Here is a 20,511-nt window from a genome sequence, read left to right as displayed (position 1 = left end):
GAACTAGAAGCAGCTCTTACGTTGCTGTATTACTAAGATAGTAAATAAAAGTAAAGAACTCGGTATGATTAAGTTTTGTTAAGTTGTGAGCCATTATTTCTGGCCGCTAGTTAATCCAAATCGCTACTAAAACTAGAATTAGGGCTTCGCTCCACTCTACCACCGCGCCATAGGTATCGCCAGTATGCCCGCCGAGTTGATGGTTAAACCATGCTCCCACCAACCAGGCGATCGCCACACTAATTAAATTAATTGGCAAAATCAGCCAAAACTGCTGAGTCAGAACCGCCGCGATCGCAAAAAAAACCCCAAGTAACGCAAACAATAGCCAAGGCTGCCAGGGCTTGATCGAGTCCTTGTGAAACTTGCCTTTGCCAGCCGGCTTTAGATATGCATAGGCAGCGATCGATCGCAGTTGCCCCCATCTTGCCCAGGCCAAAACAACAATCAAAACCCAACCCCGCAATTGATTAATCTGCGCCAGGGCGATTGTTTTCAGCATTAAAATAGCGATCGCCGCCATCACCCCAAAAGCACCAGTATGACTATCTGCCATCACTTCTAGCCGCCGTTGTGGATCGGTAACTGCCAAGCCATCGGCAGTATCCATCGCTCCATCCAGATGCAGACCACCAGTCAGCCAAAGTAAGGCCAGGATCAGCACAGCCGATCGCAACAGTAACATCGACTCGCCCAAATCTCGCCAAGCTATCACCCAGACCAGGCCATCATCCAATAGACTCAGGATTGCCCCCAAGCCAATCCCAATAATCGGGGCATAGGCAGCAATGCCCAAAAAGTCTAATTTGGCTGGATCGGCAGCAATAGTAGCTGGTAAAGGCAGGTTGGTATAGAACAACAGGGCGGCGAGAAATTTACGCCACGACATACTAAACTACCCAACTAGCTATCCAGGTATTTAGCGATCGCTGTTTCCACAATTTGCTTCATTGATTGTCCTCGACTGCTAGCAGCTTGCTTGAGGCGATCGTAGGTATCAGTCGAAAGCGTAACCCGGCGGCGCTGATCTTTGGATTTTCCAGCCTTGCTAGCTTTTTGGGGCACATAACTAGCCGTAAAACTACGCAGACCATCAAACCCAACCCGCGCACAAAAACTGCCAAATCCTTCTTTGGGTTTGCGAGCTTGTTTAAAGTAAACAAACAATGGCTCCAGGGTGGTTTCTAGTTCCGCCAGCGGCATACTTTTTAGATATGGTGCCGCCAGTTGGGTCGAATCGAAATTACCACCCAGCCAGAGCTGATAGGCATCAACCCCAGAACCAACAAAACCAATTTCCGCCATATAGGGCCTTGCACAACCATTGGGGCAGCCTGTCATCCGGGTAATGAACTTTTCTTCGCCCAAACCGAGCCGATCGATCAATTTGCGTAAGCGATCGGTCACACTGGGTAAAATCCGCTCTGACTCAGTGATCGCCAGACCACAGGTGGGAAATGCGGGGCAGGCCATTGAATAGCGCACCAGGGGATCAACTTGCTCTGGGGCGAGAATGCCATTGCGATCGAGAATTGCCTGAATTGCCTCTCGATCTTTTGGTTTAATATCGCAGAGCAAAGCATTGTGGTTGGGCGTGAGGTGCATTGGCAGGTGATATTCACCAATAATTTCCTGCAATGCAGATTTGAGCTTGAGCCCCTCACGATCGAGAATGCGGCCATTTTCGATCGAAATACCGACAAAATAATTGCCATCGCCCTGCTCATGCCAACCCAAATAATCCAGGTATTGCCATTTGGGTAGTGGTTTGAGTGGTTCTAATCGTTCTGGATAATATTCACTCAAGACCTGCTTGAATTTTTCTACGCCCCAGTCATTCAGCAAATATTTGAGGCGGGCATGACGGCGATTGAAGCGATCGCCATTGTCTCTTTGCACTGCCACCACGGCTTTAGTAAATTCATAGACATGCGCCAGGGGCACGAAGGCGATCGGATCAGCCATGCGCACGATCGTGGATTCATTATTGTGGGTACGCCCTAAACCACCACCCACGTAGGCATTGAAGCCCAGCAATTTATGCTTTTTGTCAGTAATCACCACCAAGCCCAGATCATTGGTGAATAGATCGACTGAGTTATCTCCAGGTGTGGCGATCGCAATTTTAAACTTGCGCGGCATGTAGTGGGTGCCATAGATCGGCTCATCACTATTGGCAATATTAGTATCTCGCTTACCGCGTCCTGATTTGTTTCTGGCCTCAGTAACTTCTGGCGCTTCGGCGGTTACGGCTTTTTCACCATCGAGCCACACATCATAATAGGCACCAGCCTGGGGCGCAAGCAAATCCGCCAACTTATGGGCATATTCATGGGCATATACATAGGCGGGGCGATCCTTGAAGGGGGCAGGCGGAGCCATCACATTCCGATTGATATCGCCACATGCACCGACCGTAGAACCCATATTTTTGACAATATCGGCGATCACGGTTTTCAAGTCCTGCTTGAGAATACCATGCATCTGAAAACCCTGCCGCGTCGTCGCACGAAGGGTATGGTTGCCGTAGCGATCGCAGAGTTGATCGAGAGTTAAATATAATTGCCAAGGAATAATGCCGCCTGGACTGCGGGTGCGCAGCATCATGCTGTAGGTAGGTGCTTCACCTTTGGCCTTAGCTTTTTGCAAGTCTCGGTCTTTTTGCTGATACGAACCATGAAACTTAAGAATCTGAATCCCGTCTTTACTAAAGAATGGATCATCATTATTTAATTCGGCATCAATGGGGCCACGCAGGAAGTTACTCCTTTCCTTGATCGACTCTAACTTAGAGCGCTTCATGGTATTAGTCATAGTAGCGGAATCTAACTTTAATATTGCCCCACCTATTATATTTGAGTTTTAATTAAACTCCGGTAGTCCGATGTGAATTTGGGAGAATTCTTAACATAGCTGATCATCCTGAAATCTGGATCGCCGGTTTAGCATCATAGCTACCATCGGCAGATGCGATCGTCTAGATTTATCTAGCTTGAGCAAAATTTATGCTATAGAGTATGAACTAGACTGATTTCTGTATTGCTTTATAACTGAATTTCTGTATTGGTTTATATATGTACAAAACCACTTTTAATGCTAATAATTAACTTAAGTGAGTGATTTTGGGACTTTTTTGCCAATTCTGGCAGATCCAAAAATAGCGATCGATCGACAATTGCCGTTCAATCAACTCACGCCAGAACTTTGATATGCCTAGCAATGCATATTTGGGTAGTGGTTTAGGTTCTAACTTGCTATGAATGCTAACTTATCTAGGCACTCGCAATTTCCAGCGTACTTACAACCAGGGGTGGCAGCCAGCACGATTTTATGCTGGTTAAAGCAATTATTGTTCAGGGCAAAAATTTAAAGCTGCAATAAAAATTTTAATAAGCGATCGGCACTAAATTAATATGCCGAATTTTTCATGATTCAAATAGGTAAAGCAACATTTTCGGTCTATATATAGCGTATTTACAGCGCGTTTTTGTCTTATTAAGCCATATTTGTTACTAGTTTGAGCTGATCCGTAATCAGATCTACTTACGCTGATTCTACCAATGACAAAATGAGCTTGATTAGTGTAGTTTGTGTAACAAGGCTTCATATGCGCAATTCAGGCGAATAGCACAGTCCTAAGAAAAATTATGAATGACAACACAGGTAATTTGGATAGCCTTAAAAGTGGGGCTTTTGGTGGGGGAGAGAATGGGTCTGAAGCAGTGAATCTGGTATTCGTTGATTCAGATATTCCCGATTTTGAAAGCGTGATTGCTGGCCTTGATCCTTCTGCTCAAGTGGTTGTGCTTGACCCAGAGTTAGATGGTGTTCAGCAGATTACGCAAGAGCTGAGCTGGCATGATGAAGTGGCCAGTATTCAGGTCATTTCTCACGGCTCGGACGGTAGTTTACAGCTTGGTGCAACACAGCTAGATGCCAGTAACATTGATGCCTACAGCGCTGATCTACAATCATGGGGCGATCATCTCAGTGAAGATGCTGACATCATGCTGTTTGGCTGTGATGTGGCTGGTAGCCCTGACGGCTATACTTTTGTAGAGCAGATTGCTACCCTCACTGGTGCTGATGTAGCCGCATCGATCGATCCAACTGGGAGTGCGGCTCTTGGTGGCGATTGGGACTTAGAAGTAACCACTGGTGCGATCGAAGCTAGTGCAGCGCTCTCGGCTGCGGCTCAAGCAGATTTTGGCGGTTTGTTAGCTACCTTCAATGTGGCGGCTGGTGATACGGCAGGGCTGATCGACGCGATCAACATGGCCAATGATGAAATCGCTAACCCAGGTGAAGATACAATTAATCTGGCGGCAAGCTCAACCTATACCCTGACTACGCCAACTGCCGAATCGCAGACAGCAATAATATCTACCGCTTTCAACCAGCCCGTTGGTGCCACTGGTTTGCCCTTCATTACCAGCGAAATCATCATCAATGCTAATGGCTCTACCTTAACTAGAGATGGAGCAGCAGCACCATTTCGTTTCTTTTACATTCCGCGTGGTGACAATCTTGGCGGCAATACGGTTGACAGCCCTCGTTTTTCGGCCACCGATTCGCGCTTAGTCCTCAACGACATTACAATCACCAATGGCCAAACCGAAGCACCAGGCATGTTGGATGGGATTCGTACCGATGGGGGCGTGCTCTACAACATTGGTGGCACCGTAATTATTAATAATTCCTTCCTCGATGGCAACTTTGCTGCTGGCGTGGGTGGCGCAATCCAAAATGCCGACTTCCAAGATCCTGTCACTAACAGGTTTGAAGGCACGATGGTGATCGCCAATAGCACGATCAGCAATAACACCGCCTTTGGCGATGGTCCTGGTGTTGTATTCCCCGTCGATGGTGGCGGTGGCATCAACACAGGTGCTGGCGGTGATAATGGTAATCCCGGTTTAACCATTATTAATAGCACCGTAAGTAGTAATACTGCCGGTGGCGATCCAGCTACCAATGCCCGTGGTGGCGGTATCTTGCAATCTGGCCCCGGTGAATTGGTAATCGTCAACTCAACCGTTGCCTTTAATACTGTTATTGCTGGCGCTTCTGGGATTGGCGGTGGGATTTACCGCAGTACCCTCGCGGATAATGGTGGCTTCTTTAATAGTGGTGATATCTTTGCTGGCAACAACGTTATTGCTGGTAATGTTGCCCCTGCTTCGCCTGATGTATTTGGCGATTTTCTGGATACTGCCCCACCAGGCGCTAACTTGGTGGGTGATGATACTGGGTCTACGTTTGCGAGTGGCCCACTTACCTTTGCAACTGAAGGCGTAGGTGGGGTTGACGAAATTTTAGATCCTACCCTGGCATTGAATGGAGCGCCTGCCGGATCACCCCTCACCCATGCAATGCGACAGCCTGGTGATGGTTTGGTACCTGCAGTAGCTGATAATCCGCTCTTTGATGTCGGTACAAATGATACCTACAATCAAACTGTAACTAATCTAGAAACTTTCTATACCAGTATTGGCCTGGATGCGGCCGTGGTTGCTGATCTGATTGGCACGATCGATACTACCGATGAACGCGGCGCACCTAGAATTACCAATGCCATAATTGATCTAGGGGCGGTAGAACAACTGTCTGATGTGGACTTGGCCGTTGACAAGGCTCCTGCTCCTGGCTCCACCCTTGAGGTACTACCTGGCGCAGAAATTACCTATACGATCGAAGTTACCAATAATGGCGGCGCAGATGCCAGTAATGTGTCGATCGAAGATACCTTCCCGGTTGAGTTGCTAGGTGTATCCTGGACGATCGTTGACACTGAAGGAACCCTATTTGAGGGCACTGGTGATATTGACCAAACCGGTGTAGTGGTGGAAGCTGGCGAGACCGCAACTGTTACCGTCACTGGCATTGTCAATTGTGATTTGGGCTTGAGTGTCAGCTTGAGCAATACGGCTACGGCTACACCGATCGGCCAAATGGATGCTAATCCACTCGATAATACTGATACCGATACCAGCTTCTTTACACCACTTGCTAATTCACCTGGTGTGTTTGGTGGACCGAATGATCCCTTTATTGCTGGTACACCCAATGGCGACCTGATTATTGGCGGCGATCCTAATCAAGGCATTAATGGCAACTTTGGTGATGACACGATCTTTGGCGGTAAAGGCATCGATCGGATCAATGGTGGCCTGGGTAATGACTCTTTGATTGGTGGCGATGGTAATGATGTCCTGCTTGGTGGGGAGGGCAATGACACCCTCGATGGAGCTTGCACTTCGCAAGGGGTTGGTCAGATCGATCGACTCACTGGCAGTGGCTTTAGCGGCGATGATGTCTTTGTGTTGGGTAACCAGCTAGGAGTCTACTACTTAGGCAATGGCAATGATGACTTTGCCTATATTACTGACTTTAATCCAGATGGCGATCAACTCGTTCTAGTTGGTGCCCCAGCAGACTACACCACTCAAACCATCTCCTTGATGGTTGAAGGCAGGAATATTATGGGTCAGGGTATTTTCTTTGGTGGTGATCTAATCGCACTCCTCCAGCAAAGTGCCGCCGATCTCAATTCTGACGATGTGGTCTATATCTAGATATTTAATCTAGGTGTCTAGAATTTGCATCTTGAATTTGTTGTACCAAAGGCTTGAGTAAGCCAAGTACATAATTTAGGCACATAAGTTTAAGTGCGATCGATTACCCTGAAGTCTTGGCAAGTCCGTACAATTTATTCAAGCCTGTTAAATGTCAATTACCAATTTCGACGGCGTCAATTACTTGGCAAATAGCGGATGTAAATGACGTGTGCAAATGACAACTAAAACTAAGCTGAAAGGAACTGCATATGTTGAACCTCAAGGAGCAGTAAGATTCGGATTGATAGCGATTATTATTTTTGCGAGCGCTCAACAGCGTTGCGTTTACGGAAACTATCAGCATGAATTTCAACAATGAGAGCATGATGAATGAGGCGGTCAACGGCAGCAACAGTCATCATGTCATCGGCAAAGATGTGATCCCATTGCGAGAAAGGCTGATTAGCAGTAATGATGAGGCTTTTGCGTTCATAACGATGAGCAATCAGCTCAAACAGGACGGAAGTTTCAGCCTCAGATTTTTTGACATAGCCAAGATCATCAATAATGAGTAAATCAAAGCGGTCAAGTTTGGCAAGGATAGAGGCAAGCTGAAGTTGTAGTTTGGCTTGCTGTAGATGTTGTAGCAAAGCATAGGCCGAGAAGAACTTAACCCGTTTGCCCATTTCAATCATCGAGCGCCCGAGCGCAGCAGCAAGATGAGTTTTACCGACCCCGGAAGGTCCAAATAGCAAGCAGTTTTCGGCCCTATCCAACCAGGCCGTATCTTGTGCCAGTTGGATCAGTGGCGCTGATTTGAAACTAGGGCAATGTTCAAAATCGAAAGAGGTAAAGCTTTTACCAGTAGGTAATTTAGCCTCAGCGAGAGCTCGTTTGATCCGATTCTGTTGGCGATAATCCAGTTCCAATTCGCACAGAGCGAGCAAGAACCGGTCGTAAGCCCAATGCTGTTGGGTGGCCTTCTGCTCGATAGTCTGCCAATGTTGGAGCATGTGCGAGAGTCGTAGCTGTTTGAGTATCAGGCTCAGAGTATTGTTCGGGTTTGGTTTCGAGGAGTTGGTCATAGGCTGAAAGCGAATGTTGTTGTACGTTTAGTTGAGGTACGCTCAATTGCTGCTGGGGTAGTAGGAACTGTTGCTGTAGAGCCTTCAGGCTGAGAGTGCCCTGCTGCAGTTGGGTTTCAAGATAGTCGGCCACTGTAGTTTCTCTATCGTGCTTGGCAGCAATATAGAGGGCTTCAACCATGATGCGCGCTGCATTATCGATTTCAAAATCAGCCTGTAACCTCTGCCACAGCTGCCGCCATTGTTGATTAGGCAATAGGTCTTGCTGCCAGGTGCAGTAAATAAAGGCACGGGGTTTACGCCTGAGGCTATCAATTACATGGCGGTAGTTAATACAGCGAGCACGGCGGATTTTGGCTGACCCATGTACTCGCAAACGGGGTAGTTCCACCACTTGTTGCTGCCCCAAATAACCGACCAGGCGGTTGTGATAGATATGAATATTCAGCTGCCTGCCAATCAGTCTTGATGGCACCGTGTAAAGAATGCAGCGCACCGAAATGGTGCTGTGGCAGGTCACCCGCACCGTCAATTCTTCGTAATCGGCACAGCGATATCTCGGTAGTGGTTGTAGGGTTACTTTTTCCTCGGCAAACTTGGCGCTGCATTTACAATTGAGCTTGGCAACCACCTGCTCGATAAATTCTTGATATGCACTCACTGACTCAAACTCAAAGCTGCCACGCAAATACAGAGCTTGGCGCAACCGGCGCTTGAAATGTCCATGGGGAGATTCGATGGAGCCATTTTCATGAGCCACGCCTGGGTTATTGCGACTTGGACTCATGCCATAGTGTTCACATAGCTCGGCATAGAATTGGGTTAGTGGTTTATGCCGTTTGCCCGCCATATTCCGATAGGCAGCACTCAAATTATCGGTGCGATGCTGCTTTGGTACACCACCACAGGCATGCAGCGCATTCTGTAATCCTTCAGACAAGCCGATAAAGCTCTCGCCACCCTCGATTACCTGCACATATTGCCAGCCACTGTAGGCCAGACGGTAGTGGTACAGCAGGTGCTCATATTGTTTCCCTTTGATGGTAACTTCCACCTGTTTGAGCTCGGTAAAATCTGATAGACCCATTTCGCCGGGCTGATGGCGGATCTCAAACATTACCTCCTGCGGTTTGCCATGGATACTTTTCCATACCTGCACTCGCCTTTGTAAGGTACGCAATTGTTGCTCATATTGGCCTGGATAATGCTCGGCTAGATATTCATACAATGTCATCGCCTCTAGACGAGGCTCACGTCGAAGCATTGGCTCTAGCTCTTCCTCCCACACTCCTGATAGCGGATCTCGGCGGGTGCGCCAATCTCGCTCACCTTTACTCTTGGGCTGGTGTTTGCCTTGCTCAATACGGCTGCCGCTACGGACTGATATGCCGGCAATCTCGGCTGACTCATTTTGATTGCAGCCGACCTCTCGTGCTTTCTTGTACACTTGCACTTGATATTGTTTTATATATTGACCTGACACTGCTGACGTTCCACTTTCCTGTTTGAACGTCTTTAGTGTCTTTCTTTTTTCCCGTTTTGATCTCTTTTTTTCTAGTTGACGCCTACCTCCACTTGCGATCTCATATCCTTGCTGGCGATCATCTTTTTATGCCAAGTAATCGTCATCCAGACGCCAAGGTAATTGTCGCCTAACACAAGCCTCAAGTCCATAGATTGGTTGTATGCTCAAGTTCATTCAATCTATGGGTTTTGTTATATTTGCCCATATAAATTCAGGCTCTTGATGTAGTTATGGCGATCCAAATTCATCACCATGGTCAAACCGCTTGGCAACGTGACGAAGGGCATGACTGTGGTTATTTTCATACCTATGACAACTTGCAGCTTGATCCTGGCCAGGATCTGCCGCGTAAAGTTCATGTTTTTCTGCCCCACAACCACGATCACCATACCGATCGCTATCCGGTTGTTTATATGAATGATGGCAACACCACTTTTTGGCCAGGTGGTTTGAGTCCTTATGCCTGGGAAGTTCCTCAAGTTTTAAGCAAACTAGATCGCCAGCAGACCATTCCACCGGTGATTTCCACAGCAGCTAAAAACTTTGCCCCTAAAAATCCCCACCAAAACTAGAGCTGAGAAGTGATTTCAGTTAGTTTTAATTCTGGCGGAAATTTCCCCTCTGCCTTGATCCGTTTAATATAAGCCTCCGGAATGCGCCAATTCAAGCGCCGAGCCAATGCCCGAATTACATCACCACGATCGACGATGCCAGTGACCGAGCCCGCCGGAGACAAAACCGTCACATAAGGCAATTCTTTTTGCTCTAGCATGTCGATCACCCTGGGGATTTTGGTGCTTAGATCGACCACATCCAAGGACTGGAGCGGTTTGACAATGCTATGCAGATCTTCCTGTTCCCATCGCTCGCGCTCAATATAGCGCAACTCATCCGCATTCACCATGCCGCGATCGCGCCCATCTGAGGCCGCAAAAAAGATCGGTTGTTTGTCTTTTTCCTGCATCAATAAAAAATCATCCGCAAACCGACGCAAAGACATATCCGCATCCACAATCCGAAAATCGCGGGTCATGGCTGATTCTGCATCAATTTCCAGCAATGCTTGTTGCAATCGGCCATATTGAAGATGCACCGTGGCGCTGTTGAACACAAACCAACCCACAAAGATAAAGAAGATGCCATTGAGAGCCTGGGCAAACAAAGCACTAAAGCCCAGCAGCATCGTAAAAATGCCAATGATCTGACCTGAATATGCAGCCCAACGAATGCCACTAAAGCGGCTACCAGTTATCTTCCAAACGATCGACTTGAGCACCTGTCCACCATCAAGGGGCAGGGCGGGAATTAAATTAAATAGGCCGATCACAATATTAAAAACAGCCAGATTGAGCGCCATTAGGCTAACCAGGGCTCGCCCCACGCCAAGTTCTACCGCCAAGCCACTAATCACTTCCTGGGTCTGGTCGGCGGTTCCCAATAGAATAGCCTGATCGCCCAGGGCAAACCAAGCTACGACTGCCAAAAAGCTGCCTATGACCAGATTAACCAAAGGGCCAGCCGCCGCCAGCGCTAAATTCGAGAGTGGATCTTTGGGTTCCTTGGCGATCGATGCAATGCCACCAAACAAAAATAAAGTGACTGACTTCACCTCGATCCCCTGTGCCTTGGCCACCAAACTATGCCCTAGCTCGTGCAAAAGAATTGAGCCTAATACCAGAAATGCAGTAACCAGGCCAGAGGTGAGCGCTAGCCGTGAAGATACATTCTGATAGCCTTCGCTGTACATCCAGGCCAACAAAAATAAAATCAATAGCCAGGTGGGATGAATATATAGGGGAATACCAAAGATCGCGCCGATGCGCATACCGCCTCTCATAATTGCCTGTTCCTGAGTGGGTGTAACCAGATTAGTTGTTTAGCATATCTATGCTATATCTCTATGATATTGAATATTGGGGGCTGATTTCCGGCTGATTGTCTTAAGGGGGTGTGATGCCACGAAATATTTATCAAATGTTTATTGTTTCTGCTTAATTTCAAATTTTGCTTAATTGTTGCGATCGAATTCTGCCAATAGTTTAACCGCCGCCTCACGAGAACTACTACCATCAAATGGGTTGAGTTGGCCATCTAACTGAGCGGCACGCAGTTTATGCAGCAAGATGCCGATCGTCCTGCCTTGACTATACCCCAGTTCTTTTAAATCGTGGCCGCTGAGGGGAGACTTGATATATTGCCATCTGGTCAGGTATAGCCACAGCAATCGCAGTTGCCAGGTTTTTAAGCTGGTTGAATTTTCATTACTGTTTTTACTAATTGACCAATCGCTATTTTTAGCTTGATCAATATTGCCGAGCCGAGCAGCAGCGATCGTCATCGTTACTGGATCATAAGCTTCGATCGTTGTTACTACCTGGCTGGGTTTAATTAGTCGTTCGATTTTGTTGGCATTAATATTCGGATTAATATTTGCATTAATCGGGATCTCAAATTGGCTGGCCAGGGATAGATCGGGCTGCGTTTGCCACTGATCTTGAGGCTCTTGATCCTTTGGGCTAGCTTGAGGCTTTGGGCTAAGTAGCAATCCATCTCCACCATTTAAACCACCCAAATATTCCTGACCAAGATTTTCTAAAGCCTGCTCCAGTTGCAATAGTTTACCCTGTCGCTTAATTTGCTCAGCGGTCAAACGTAAATCCAGCCGCTCTATTTGTTGCTGGCGTTGCTTGATTAGGGCTTTTGGTAAGTTTGGTAAGGGCTGCGATCGCTGAGTCTGATTAATTTGACTAGTTTGGTTAATTTGCTCGATCGGTTGCTCATTGTGCAGATGATCAGGCAAAGGCAGATAGGCAACTAATAACTCAATTGCCCCAGAGACGATCGGATATTCTGGTGCAAACCAGGCTAGCCATTTCCGCAAGCGTCGCAGTTGCCAGCTTAGATCACCAGGGATATGTAAGGTGCGATCGATACAGCGCAATGCCCCCAGCTCATCTAGCGATCGCAACATCTCCGCCGCCAACCTGGGTCGATGCGCCACCACATAATTAAGCTCCGATCGCAACCGAGCCCCACCGATGTGATCATGTTGACCACTAGCCGTAGTAGCAATTATTTCGTCCCTTGTAGTTGGCGCGATCGTAAACCCAAATCGCTGCGCGAACCTGACCGCCCGAAAAATCCGGCGTGGGTCTTCCGCAAAGCTACCCGATCGAATTGGATATACTTGTTTCTGGCACAGATGCTCATAGCCACCAAAGAGATCAATCAACTCACCCGGTTGACGTGAATTCTGTTGCTTAGCAATTACTATTTGCTGATTTTGACCTGCAACTATATCGATATTTTGATCTTGGTTAATAAATGGATCATTGCCCACAGGCAAAATCTCCACCGCCAACGCATTAATGGTCAGATCGCGGCGATATAGATCCCGGTCGATCGTGCTGGCCTGTACCTGGGGATTCGCACCTGGCTGGGCATAGGTTTCCTGGCGAGCAGTTGCCAGATCCAGAGTAAAACTACCCAAACCAAAAAAATCTGGCCAGAATAACTCCGCCGTTTGGAATTGGGCAAAGGTTAATAATCTCGCTGTGCCATAATCTGATTCAAGCTGATTTGCTGTTACTAATTGGCTAAGTTGCTGATGCAGGGCGATCGCCACCTGAAGACCTGCCTCCGCTTGACCTTCAACCACCAGATCAATATCATTGCAAAATGTTGGGGCTACGGCTGACTGATCGCCAGCCACTCGATCGGCAGCCAACAGCTCTAACAATCGATCGCGCACCACTCCCCCCACCGCATAGAGCTTGAACCCCTGAGCCTGGGCGATCGTCGCTGCCATCTGGACTATTTGCGATTGCGGCGACACAAAAAAATATTTCAGATCGAGGTTAGGCATTGGTAGGGATTGGATTACTCGTCCGTCTGCTCAGAAATCCCCAGGGTTTGATTGAACCATCTTTGCCAGCCGTTCTGATTTTTTTTATGGTCTTTGCGGTGTTTATGGGACAGTTTGGGCGATCGAGATTTACTATTTTGGCTACCATTGTGTTGAGTATCATACCCAGAATGTGATGTTTGCTTGGTTTGGGGCTGGGGTCGGGGTTGAATTGGCGGTAGTTTTGGCGTGCGATCGCTCGCTGACTGACCTGGTGGTTTTAAGGGCGCTTTGGCTGGCGATGTTGATGTAGCGGTTGGCTGGGCTGGTTGATTATGCTCCCGTTTATTTGGCTCTTTACCCTGATGAGCATAATTAGATCGATTGGCTTGATGAGGAGTTTGCCCAGGTCGATCAGATCTAGATTTGGGTTTTGATTTCAATTTAGACTTAGCACCGATCGCAGGCATATCAATGGCAGGAAGTTTTGCGATCTTAGTGGCTCCAGCCGCTAATTCATTTGATGAATCACTTGATGAATCACTTGATGAATCATTTTGTGTGGCGGGTACTGAAATCTGCCGCACTTCGATCCTAGTATCGATCGACCTCTGCACAGCAGCATTAATTACACCGAGAATTTCCTGGGATTCAACTTCAGTTGCCTGACTATCAAAATTAAGCAGACAATAGGCTGCGACCTGGACTGCTCCCGCTTCAGATTTAATAATTTGCTTTAATAAGTCTTTACCAGCCTGACCATAACGCAGCACATCCCGCAGCACCGATATTTTTTTATCTTCGGAAGAGGCCACCTGTAACCTGCGCCTGATTCCTTCCAAGCCCCCCAGAGCTGCATCTTTGACCGGTGGTGGTGTATTTCCACCTTTGATCACATCATTGTGATAAGGGCGATCGCTATATCTAGTCATGGGTCACACCATTGAACTGGCAGCAAGTTGAAAACAGACTAAGCCAATCGAATCAAACATTAAGCCAGATATTACCACTGGGTATTAACAACAAGCATGAACAAGCTAAATAAACTCTAAGCCAACTAGGCCAAGATATATCGTTCACTCAACTCGTTTACATACATTAAATACATTAAATACATTTAGTTATATTCGCCCACACCCAAGCAACAATAGACAATTTGCCGTGATTTAGCCTAGAAATCTAAAGCTCTAAAGCTAGGTATACTCTTATTGCTCTTTTTTATATATCTGGTCTGATTAATGCTATACATTCTACCTGCCAAATCTACTAAACGGTTGCCGACCGCCAAAATTTGCTAAATCTATTTTCCACCTAGCCACGTAGTTTCGTCAGATAGTTCCGATAGTAGCGATCGCTATCATGTCCCCGTTGCCGTACCTGCACTTAATAGTTAGTAGAAATAGTTAGTAGAACTCCAAAAGTCCAAGCTTGCAGCCCAAAAATCACGATCTCAACCGTTATCTTGGACATACCAGAGATTTCTTTCTTAAATCAGGTTGATCGCAAACTCACAACTCTCAAATTGAATTGGGCAAATTGAATTGGGTATGATTGGTCTGGGATGGCAAATTCCACCAGCTAGATCAACCAATTTAGATCAACTAATTTAGGATTAATTGATAGATATTGGTAGATTATGTAAAAGTTGGGGATTGCTTAATTACTTCAATCATCAGCGATCGCTGGCTTAATCATTAGTCCCGATCGCATATTAAGCATATTAAATTAAACACATTTAACTTAGATGGCATTTGATCGATGGAGTTGAGCAAATTGAGGTTAATCAGGTCAACTTGATCGATAGATTGCTAACTAAAGTATTTTAATTTTTGGCTTGATCCAGGTATATGGCTAGATCCACAAGTTATGAACATGGTTATGAGCATAGGTTAAACCAGAGAATCTAGAGGGAGTAGGAATCAATGGATGTAAGAATAGCTTGTCCATGATTAGCAAAGATCAGATCGCTTAACTATTTGGATCGCAGAGAATGACAAAGACAAACGTTTCCAAGGTGACTGGGAAAGATTGGGACATACCCGATCCCAGAGTTTGGTTCAAGCCGCGCATCGCTACGGTGGTTTTAATTTCAATAATTTTGATTTGTGGGGCGATCGTGGCGGCCTGGTTTAGTGGCGCTGGCCAGATTGAACAAATCTTTTGGCAATTGCAATGGCTGCAAGATAATCCACCAATGTGGCTGGAAGCACCAATGGTAACTGGGCGACTGCTGGCAGTACCAACGATTATTTTATTGATCATCTCGCTGGCAATCACCAAAATTTCGCCTGAGCCGATCAAATGGTCGCGGTTGGCGATGGTGACGATTTTGCTGATCCTCAACGCTAGATATTTGCTTTGGCGATCGCTCTCGACCTTGAATGTGGCGACCCCCCTCAATGGCGTGTTTAGTATTGGTCTATTTGCGCTGGAGCTATTTAGCATTAGCAATGGTGCATTGGAATTATTTTTAATTACCCAGGCGCGCGATCGCAGTGAAGAGGCCGATCGCTATGCTGAGGATGTGGCCGCCGGAGCCTACTATCCCACCGTGGATGTGTTTATTCCCACCTACAACGAACCAGCCTTTATTCTGCGCCGCACAATTATTGGCTGTCAGGCGATCAACTACGATCGCAAAAAAATCTATGTGCTCGATGACACCCGCCGCCCCGAAATTAGAGCCCTGGCTACAGAATTGGGCTGTGAATATATCTGCCGCCCCGATAATGAACATGCCAAGGCTGGGAATTTAAACCATGCGATCGGCCAGACTAACGGCGAGCTGATCGTTTGTTTTGATGCCGACTTTGTACCCACCCGTAATTTTCTACAACGCACGGTGGGCTTTTTTCAGAAGCAAAATCTAGCATTGTTGCAAACGCCACAGTCCTACTACAATGCTGACCCGGTCGCCCGTAACCTGGGGCTGGAAAATATTATTGCGCCGGAGCATGAGGTATTCCACCGTAAAATTCAGCCTGCCCGCGATGGTACTGGCAGTGTGGTTTGTTCAGGGACATCATTTGTGATCCGGCGATCGGCCTTGGCCAATGCTGGCGGTAAGTTTGTGACCAGCTCCCTTAGTGAAGACTATTTCACCTCAATTCGCTTAGCTGGCTGTGGCTATGACCTGGCCTATTTAGATGAAAAGCTGAGTGCGGGGGCCGCACCCGATGACATGGCTTCAATGGCAACGCAGCGATTGCGCTGGGCTCAGGGCACCTTGCAGGCATTTTTTATTGAAGAAAACCCATTTATGATCCGGGGGTTGAGCCTGCGGCAGCGGTTTGGCCATTTGGGTAGCGTGACCCACTGGTTTACCAGTTTTGCGCGGGTGGCATTTTTATTAATTCCCCTAGCCTATTCATTTCTGGGCATTATTCCGGTCAAGGCTAACCTGGAAGAAATTATTTACTATTTCCTGCCGGTTTATTGTGTCAATCTGGCCACCTTTTCCTGGTTTAGCTATCGTGCCCGATCGGTGGCGATCGCCGAAATTTACGATATTATCCTGTGCATCCCTGTGGCGGCAACTACCCTGCAAACATTGCTCAAGCCCTTTGGTAAAGGCTTCAAAGTCACGCCCAAGGGTATTAACCGCGATCGGCTGGTGTTTAACTGGAGCCTAGCCCTACCATTGGTGTTTCTGTTTCTGGCGACGGCGGTGAGTTTGTGGGTGAACCTGGCCAATTGCATTATGCATATATCTGACTATGGCAGCAATGATGACATCACAGGCTTGAATCTGGGTTGGATCTGGAGTACCTATAACCTGATCTTGTTGGGGATTGGTTTGCTGATTATGCTGGATGTGCCCAGGGTCGATCTCTATGAGTGGTTCAATTTACGTCGGGTGGTAAAAATCGAGCCAGATCCAGAAGCCAGGTTGATTCAACCAGACTTACAACCAAATATTCATCAAGCAAGTATTGATCAAGCAAATGGTCAGCAGCATGGTCATACAAATCGCCAAGGAAAGACAGATCACCAATTAAATCAAGCCGATCTGGATCAGAAACCAGATCCGATCGCTCTCCCTGCCAACGATCTTGAACTTGATCTGGGCGATCCAGCTACGATCACCGCTGAAATTGCTCCTAATAATGCTCATAGTTCTACCGTTGAAGAGTTAACTATGGCGATGCCAGCCAATTTAAACTCTAGTACGGCTAACTCAAATCATCAAACTTACTGGGGCATTACCAGCATGTGCTCAGAAATTGGTGCAGAAGTAGAGGTAACTGGCAGGCCGCCGGATCTGCAACCGGGTGAAACTATGCCCGTAACGATCGAGATTATGGAAGTGGGGCTGAAGCTGCGCGGCACAATTACCCCCAGCGAACGAAGTTGTGAATTGCCCAAACTAAAGGTACGGTTTGAGCAGGTCACCCTGGAGCAACATCGCCAATTGGTAGAGCTGCTATTTTGTCGGCCAGGACAATGGTTGCGCCAACGATCCCCCGGTGAGATCGCTTCGATCTATTTCTTGCTGCGCAGCTTAATTAAGCCCAGAGCTTTGTTTGGCAAGAAGCAGGAGATCAGCCCCGTGATGGTTTGCCAGATCTAGCTGGTTAATTCTTATTTATGGTGAGCGCGGGTTTTAGAGAGGACAAACTTTTCTAATGCCTGCCGCAACCGGGGAATCGGGATGCGTTGGATCACTTCTGCCGCAAACGCAAAGGTAAGCATATTTGCCGCACTGGCCGCATCAATGCCACGACTCTGGAGATAGAAAATCTCATCTGCGTCAAGTTGGCTCACCGTAGCACCGTGGGCACATTTAACATTGTCGGCCACGATCTCCAATTGCGGTTTGGTGTCTACCCTGGCCTTGTCAGAAAGCAGCAAATTGCGGCTCAGCTGGCTGGAGTCGGTCTGTTGGGCTGCCTGCCGCACCTGGATCTTGCCGTTGAAAATCGCCCGCGCCCGATCGTCCACAATACATTTGTGCAGTTGATTGCTGCTGCCGTGGGCATAGTTATGGGCGATCGCGGAATGGGTATCGGTGAGTCGATCGCCATCAATATAGGCCAGACCATTGAGGTGGGTTTCCGTTTGCCCTGCCCATTGCTGCACCTGCAAATTGTGGCGGGAAATTTTTGCACCAGTAGAAATCGCATTGCAAGTATAGCGGCTATCACGCTCCTGAGCGATCGCGGTGGTGCTAATGTGGCAGGCGGCATGGCCTTCCCACTGAACTTTGGTGTGGTTCACGGCGGCATTTTCACCCACCATAATTTCTGCGACCGAATTAGATAAATAACTGCGATCCGGTTCGCCTACATAGGTTTCCACCAGGGTCATACTGCTACCGGTTTCGGCCACCACCAGACAGCGGGGTTGGGAAATCACAGAAATATTGGCCGTCTGTGCCGATCGCGGTGTCACTGCATAGACAAACTGGATTGGTTGATCGATCACCACATTTTTAGGCACATAGGCGATCGCCACATCACTGAGGCAAGCGGCGTTGAGATTAGCAAAAAAATCATCCGCATCGGTTAGCTCCGCCAAAAACTCGGCTAGCCTTTGTTGCACTTTCTCTGGCAAACAATCAGCGCACAATTGAGCCAAACTACCCACGATCACCCCTTCCGGTAGATCGATCAACCCCGACAACTGCGGGGAAAATACACCATTCACAAACACCAACAGGCTGCGTGCCGCCTCTGGCACAATCTGCCCGGCAATCAACTTCTCAAACCCAGGATTTTCTAGGGCATCGAGCAAACATTCCTGGGGCTTGCGCAGCACATAGGAACGCTTTAATACGGCACTTAAATCAGTGTATTTCCACTCCTCTTGCTTTTTGTGGGGCAGCTCCTGATCCACCAACAAAGTTTGGGCTTCCTGGCGAATCGATTGCAACCAGGCGATCGCCTCCGGATTAACCTGGAGCTGATTTAAATCAAACCGTTGGTTGACAATACCATCCACAAAGTTAGGGTTAGAGCCACCATTCATCGCACCAGTAGCAGTTGCAGCTTGAGGCGATTCTGGATATTCGGATAACTCGGATACTCTTATGCTCACTGAGCCACCTCCGCCGTCTCCTTCTCGGTGATCCAGTCATAGCCGCGTTCTTCCAGTTGCACCGCCAGTTCCTTGCCACCAGTGATCGCAATCTTACCCGCCGACATAATATGCACATAGTCGGGCACGATGTAGTTAAGCAATCGCTGATAGTGGGTGATCACAATGCTGGCATTATCGGGGCTAGATAGTTGGTTCACGCCATTGGCCACAATTTTGAGCGCATCAATATCCAGGCCAGAATCAGTTTCATCCAGGATCGCCAATTTGGGATCTAAGATCGCCATTTGCAAAATTTCATTCCGCTTCTTCTCACCGCCAGAAAAGCCCTCATTGACGCTTCGACTCAAAAAGCTCGGGTTCATTTTTACTACTTCTAGTCTTTCCTGCACCAGGTCATCGAAGTCGAGAATATCCAGCTCTGGCAAGCCTTTATGCTTTTGGAGCGAGTTGTAGGAAGTGCGCAGAAAATCGGCATTGCTGACACCAGGAATTTCGAGGGGATATTGAAAGGCAAGAAAAATACCGCTTCTGGCTCTGTCTTCGGCTTCTAGTTCTAATAAATCTTGTCCCAAGAAAGCAATCTTGCCGCCCGTAACTTCATATTGCGGGTGTCCGGCTAAAACTTTTGAAAAGGTGCTTTTGCCGGAGCCATTTTGACCCATGATCGCATGGACTTCACCAGCCTTAATCTCCAAATTTACGCCCTTGAGAATTTCTACTCCATCAACGGAGGCGGTCAGGTCTTCGACCGCTAAGATTACTTCGCTATTTTCGACAATCATTGTGAGTTTGGTTAATTTTTTGATTATTTTAGATTTAGATGTTTTTGGAAATGGAAATTAAGATCTAGACTACAGTTACAGCAAATTTGGGATCGAAAAAGAACAGCATTCGGGGTAGCTGTATCGATCTTTACTGCTCCTGGATAGTTTCATAGCGCTCTCCATTAATATAACGGCTCACATCAACTATATCGATAATCAAAGAAATCGAGTTCAGAATAATCAGAACCAGCATCCAGGTATCGAATAAATTATTACCTAGTAAATTGGTCTGGTGTAGCCCGAGGAAAAAAAGGAGCGGAATCCAGAAAATATGCCCTAGCCCCAAAATTCTGGTGAAACCATAACGGGCTGTCAGAACTATCATCAATATGAAACTAGCCAGGAATGCTGCCACTACAACTTGGGCTTCTAGATGGCTCAGAAAGAAAAGGGGAACGATCGCATTAACGATTACTAGCAGTAGAATCCATAGTTGCCAGAGCAGGGGCATTTGCAATATGCTTCGATTCAACTTAATAAACGCTTGAATAAGTCGCATTGATTCTTCCTCCTGCAGTAAATCATTCAGGTCAACAGATCAATTCAACTAGTCAGAGTTTTGCTTTCTGAATCAGATGAAATAACGATCGCCCTAGCTATGAATCAGCCAAAAGCGATCGCTAATCTATACTAAACC

General features: G+C 47.2%; 13 protein-coding genes. 3 read left to right on the top strand and 10 right to left on the bottom strand.

From position 1 onward, the window contains the following. Positions 1–106: 106 nt before the first annotated feature. On the bottom strand, positions 107–889 hold the full coding sequence (gene cobS / locus PSE7367_RS09695; RefSeq protein WP_015165186.1) for an adenosylcobinamide-GDP ribazoletransferase: 783 nt from the start codon (positions 887–889) through the stop codon (positions 107–109). 14 nt (positions 890–903) lie between these two features. Then, a complete protein-coding gene (gene sir / locus PSE7367_RS09690) occupies positions 904–2,814 on the bottom strand; it encodes a sulfite reductase, ferredoxin dependent (protein WP_015165185.1) in 1,911 nt (636 codons plus the stop codon). A gap of 833 nt (positions 2,815–3,647) precedes the next feature. Between sir and PSE7367_RS09685 the strand changes: the two genes are divergently transcribed. Next, positions 3,648–6,575, top strand: coding sequence for a DUF4347 domain-containing protein (locus PSE7367_RS09685; RefSeq protein ID WP_015165184.1), 2,928 nt, complete (start codon positions 3,648–3,650; stop codon positions 6,573–6,575). A gap of 296 nt (positions 6,576–6,871) precedes the next feature. Here the strand turns inward: PSE7367_RS09685 and istB are convergent, their stop codons facing one another. Together istB and istA are read right to left on the bottom strand one after the other, a co-directional pair. Next, positions 6,872–7,549, bottom strand: a complete 678-nt coding sequence (gene istB / locus PSE7367_RS09680) for an IS21-like element helper ATPase IstB (RefSeq protein ID WP_041699222.1) — start codon at positions 7,547–7,549, stop codon at positions 6,872–6,874. Continuing rightward, positions 7,437–9,125, bottom strand: a complete 1,689-nt coding sequence (gene istA / locus PSE7367_RS21155) for an IS21 family transposase (protein WP_015146090.1) — start codon at positions 9,123–9,125, stop codon at positions 7,437–7,439. The genes istB and istA overlap by 113 nt, the downstream gene beginning before the upstream one ends. A gap of 272 nt (positions 9,126–9,397) precedes the next feature. Here istA and PSE7367_RS09670 point away from each other — a divergent pair, with 272 nt between their 5' ends. Beyond that, positions 9,398–9,739, top strand: a complete 342-nt coding sequence (locus PSE7367_RS09670) for an alpha/beta hydrolase (RefSeq protein WP_015165183.1) — start codon at positions 9,398–9,400, stop codon at positions 9,737–9,739. On the opposite strand, the gene PSE7367_RS09665 is transcribed toward PSE7367_RS09670, so the two are convergent. From PSE7367_RS09665 to PSE7367_RS09655, 3 genes are all read right to left on the bottom strand, one after another. Continuing rightward, the gene (locus tag PSE7367_RS09665) at positions 9,736–11,004 is read right to left on the bottom strand and encodes a site-2 protease family protein (protein WP_015165182.1); all 1,269 of its coding nucleotides are present in this window, start codon (positions 11,002–11,004) and stop codon (positions 9,736–9,738) included. The two genes, PSE7367_RS09670 and PSE7367_RS09665, sit on opposite strands and share 4 nt — an antisense overlap. A 171-nt stretch (positions 11,005–11,175) precedes the next feature. After that, the gene (locus tag PSE7367_RS09660; protein ID WP_015165181.1) at positions 11,176–13,032 is read right to left on the bottom strand and encodes a tRNA nucleotidyltransferase/poly(A) polymerase family protein; all 1,857 of its coding nucleotides are present in this window, start codon (positions 13,030–13,032) and stop codon (positions 11,176–11,178) included. 14 nt (positions 13,033–13,046) lie between these two features. Further along, positions 13,047–13,943, bottom strand: a complete 897-nt coding sequence (locus PSE7367_RS09655) for a hypothetical protein (RefSeq protein ID WP_015165180.1) — start codon at positions 13,941–13,943, stop codon at positions 13,047–13,049. Positions 13,944–15,001: 1,058 nt separating this feature from the next. Between PSE7367_RS09655 and PSE7367_RS09650 the strand changes: the two genes are divergently transcribed. Then, entirely contained in the window at positions 15,002–17,581 is a 2,580-nt protein-coding gene (locus tag PSE7367_RS09650) for a glycosyltransferase family 2 protein (RefSeq protein WP_015165179.1), read from the top strand. Positions 17,582–17,592: 11 nt separating this feature from the next. On the opposite strand, the gene sufD is transcribed toward PSE7367_RS09650, so the two are convergent. The 3 genes from sufD to PSE7367_RS09635 all read right to left on the bottom strand — a co-directional run bounded on the left by sufD (position 17,593) and on the right by PSE7367_RS09635 (position 20,373). Beyond that, positions 17,593–19,047 (bottom strand): Fe-S cluster assembly protein SufD, encoded by a 1,455-nt coding sequence (gene sufD / locus PSE7367_RS09645; RefSeq protein WP_015165178.1) that lies wholly within the window; start codon positions 19,045–19,047, stop codon positions 17,593–17,595. Then, positions 19,044–19,832, bottom strand: coding sequence for a Fe-S cluster assembly ATPase SufC (sufC, locus tag PSE7367_RS09640; protein ID WP_015165177.1), 789 nt, complete (start codon positions 19,830–19,832; stop codon positions 19,044–19,046). The genes sufD and sufC overlap by 4 nt, the downstream gene beginning before the upstream one ends. 130 nt (positions 19,833–19,962) lie before the next feature. Continuing rightward, on the bottom strand, positions 19,963–20,373 hold the full coding sequence (locus PSE7367_RS09635) for a hypothetical protein (protein WP_015165176.1): 411 nt from the start codon (positions 20,371–20,373) through the stop codon (positions 19,963–19,965). Positions 20,374–20,511 lie beyond the last annotated feature (138 nt).

The organism is Pseudanabaena sp. PCC 7367, assembly GCF_000317065.1.
Classification (GTDB): Bacteria; Cyanobacteriota; Cyanobacteriia; order Pseudanabaenales; family Pseudanabaenaceae; genus Thalassoporum; species Thalassoporum mexicanum.
Note: the sequence above shows the minus strand (reverse complement) of the source record. Positions and strands in the feature narration are given on the sequence as shown.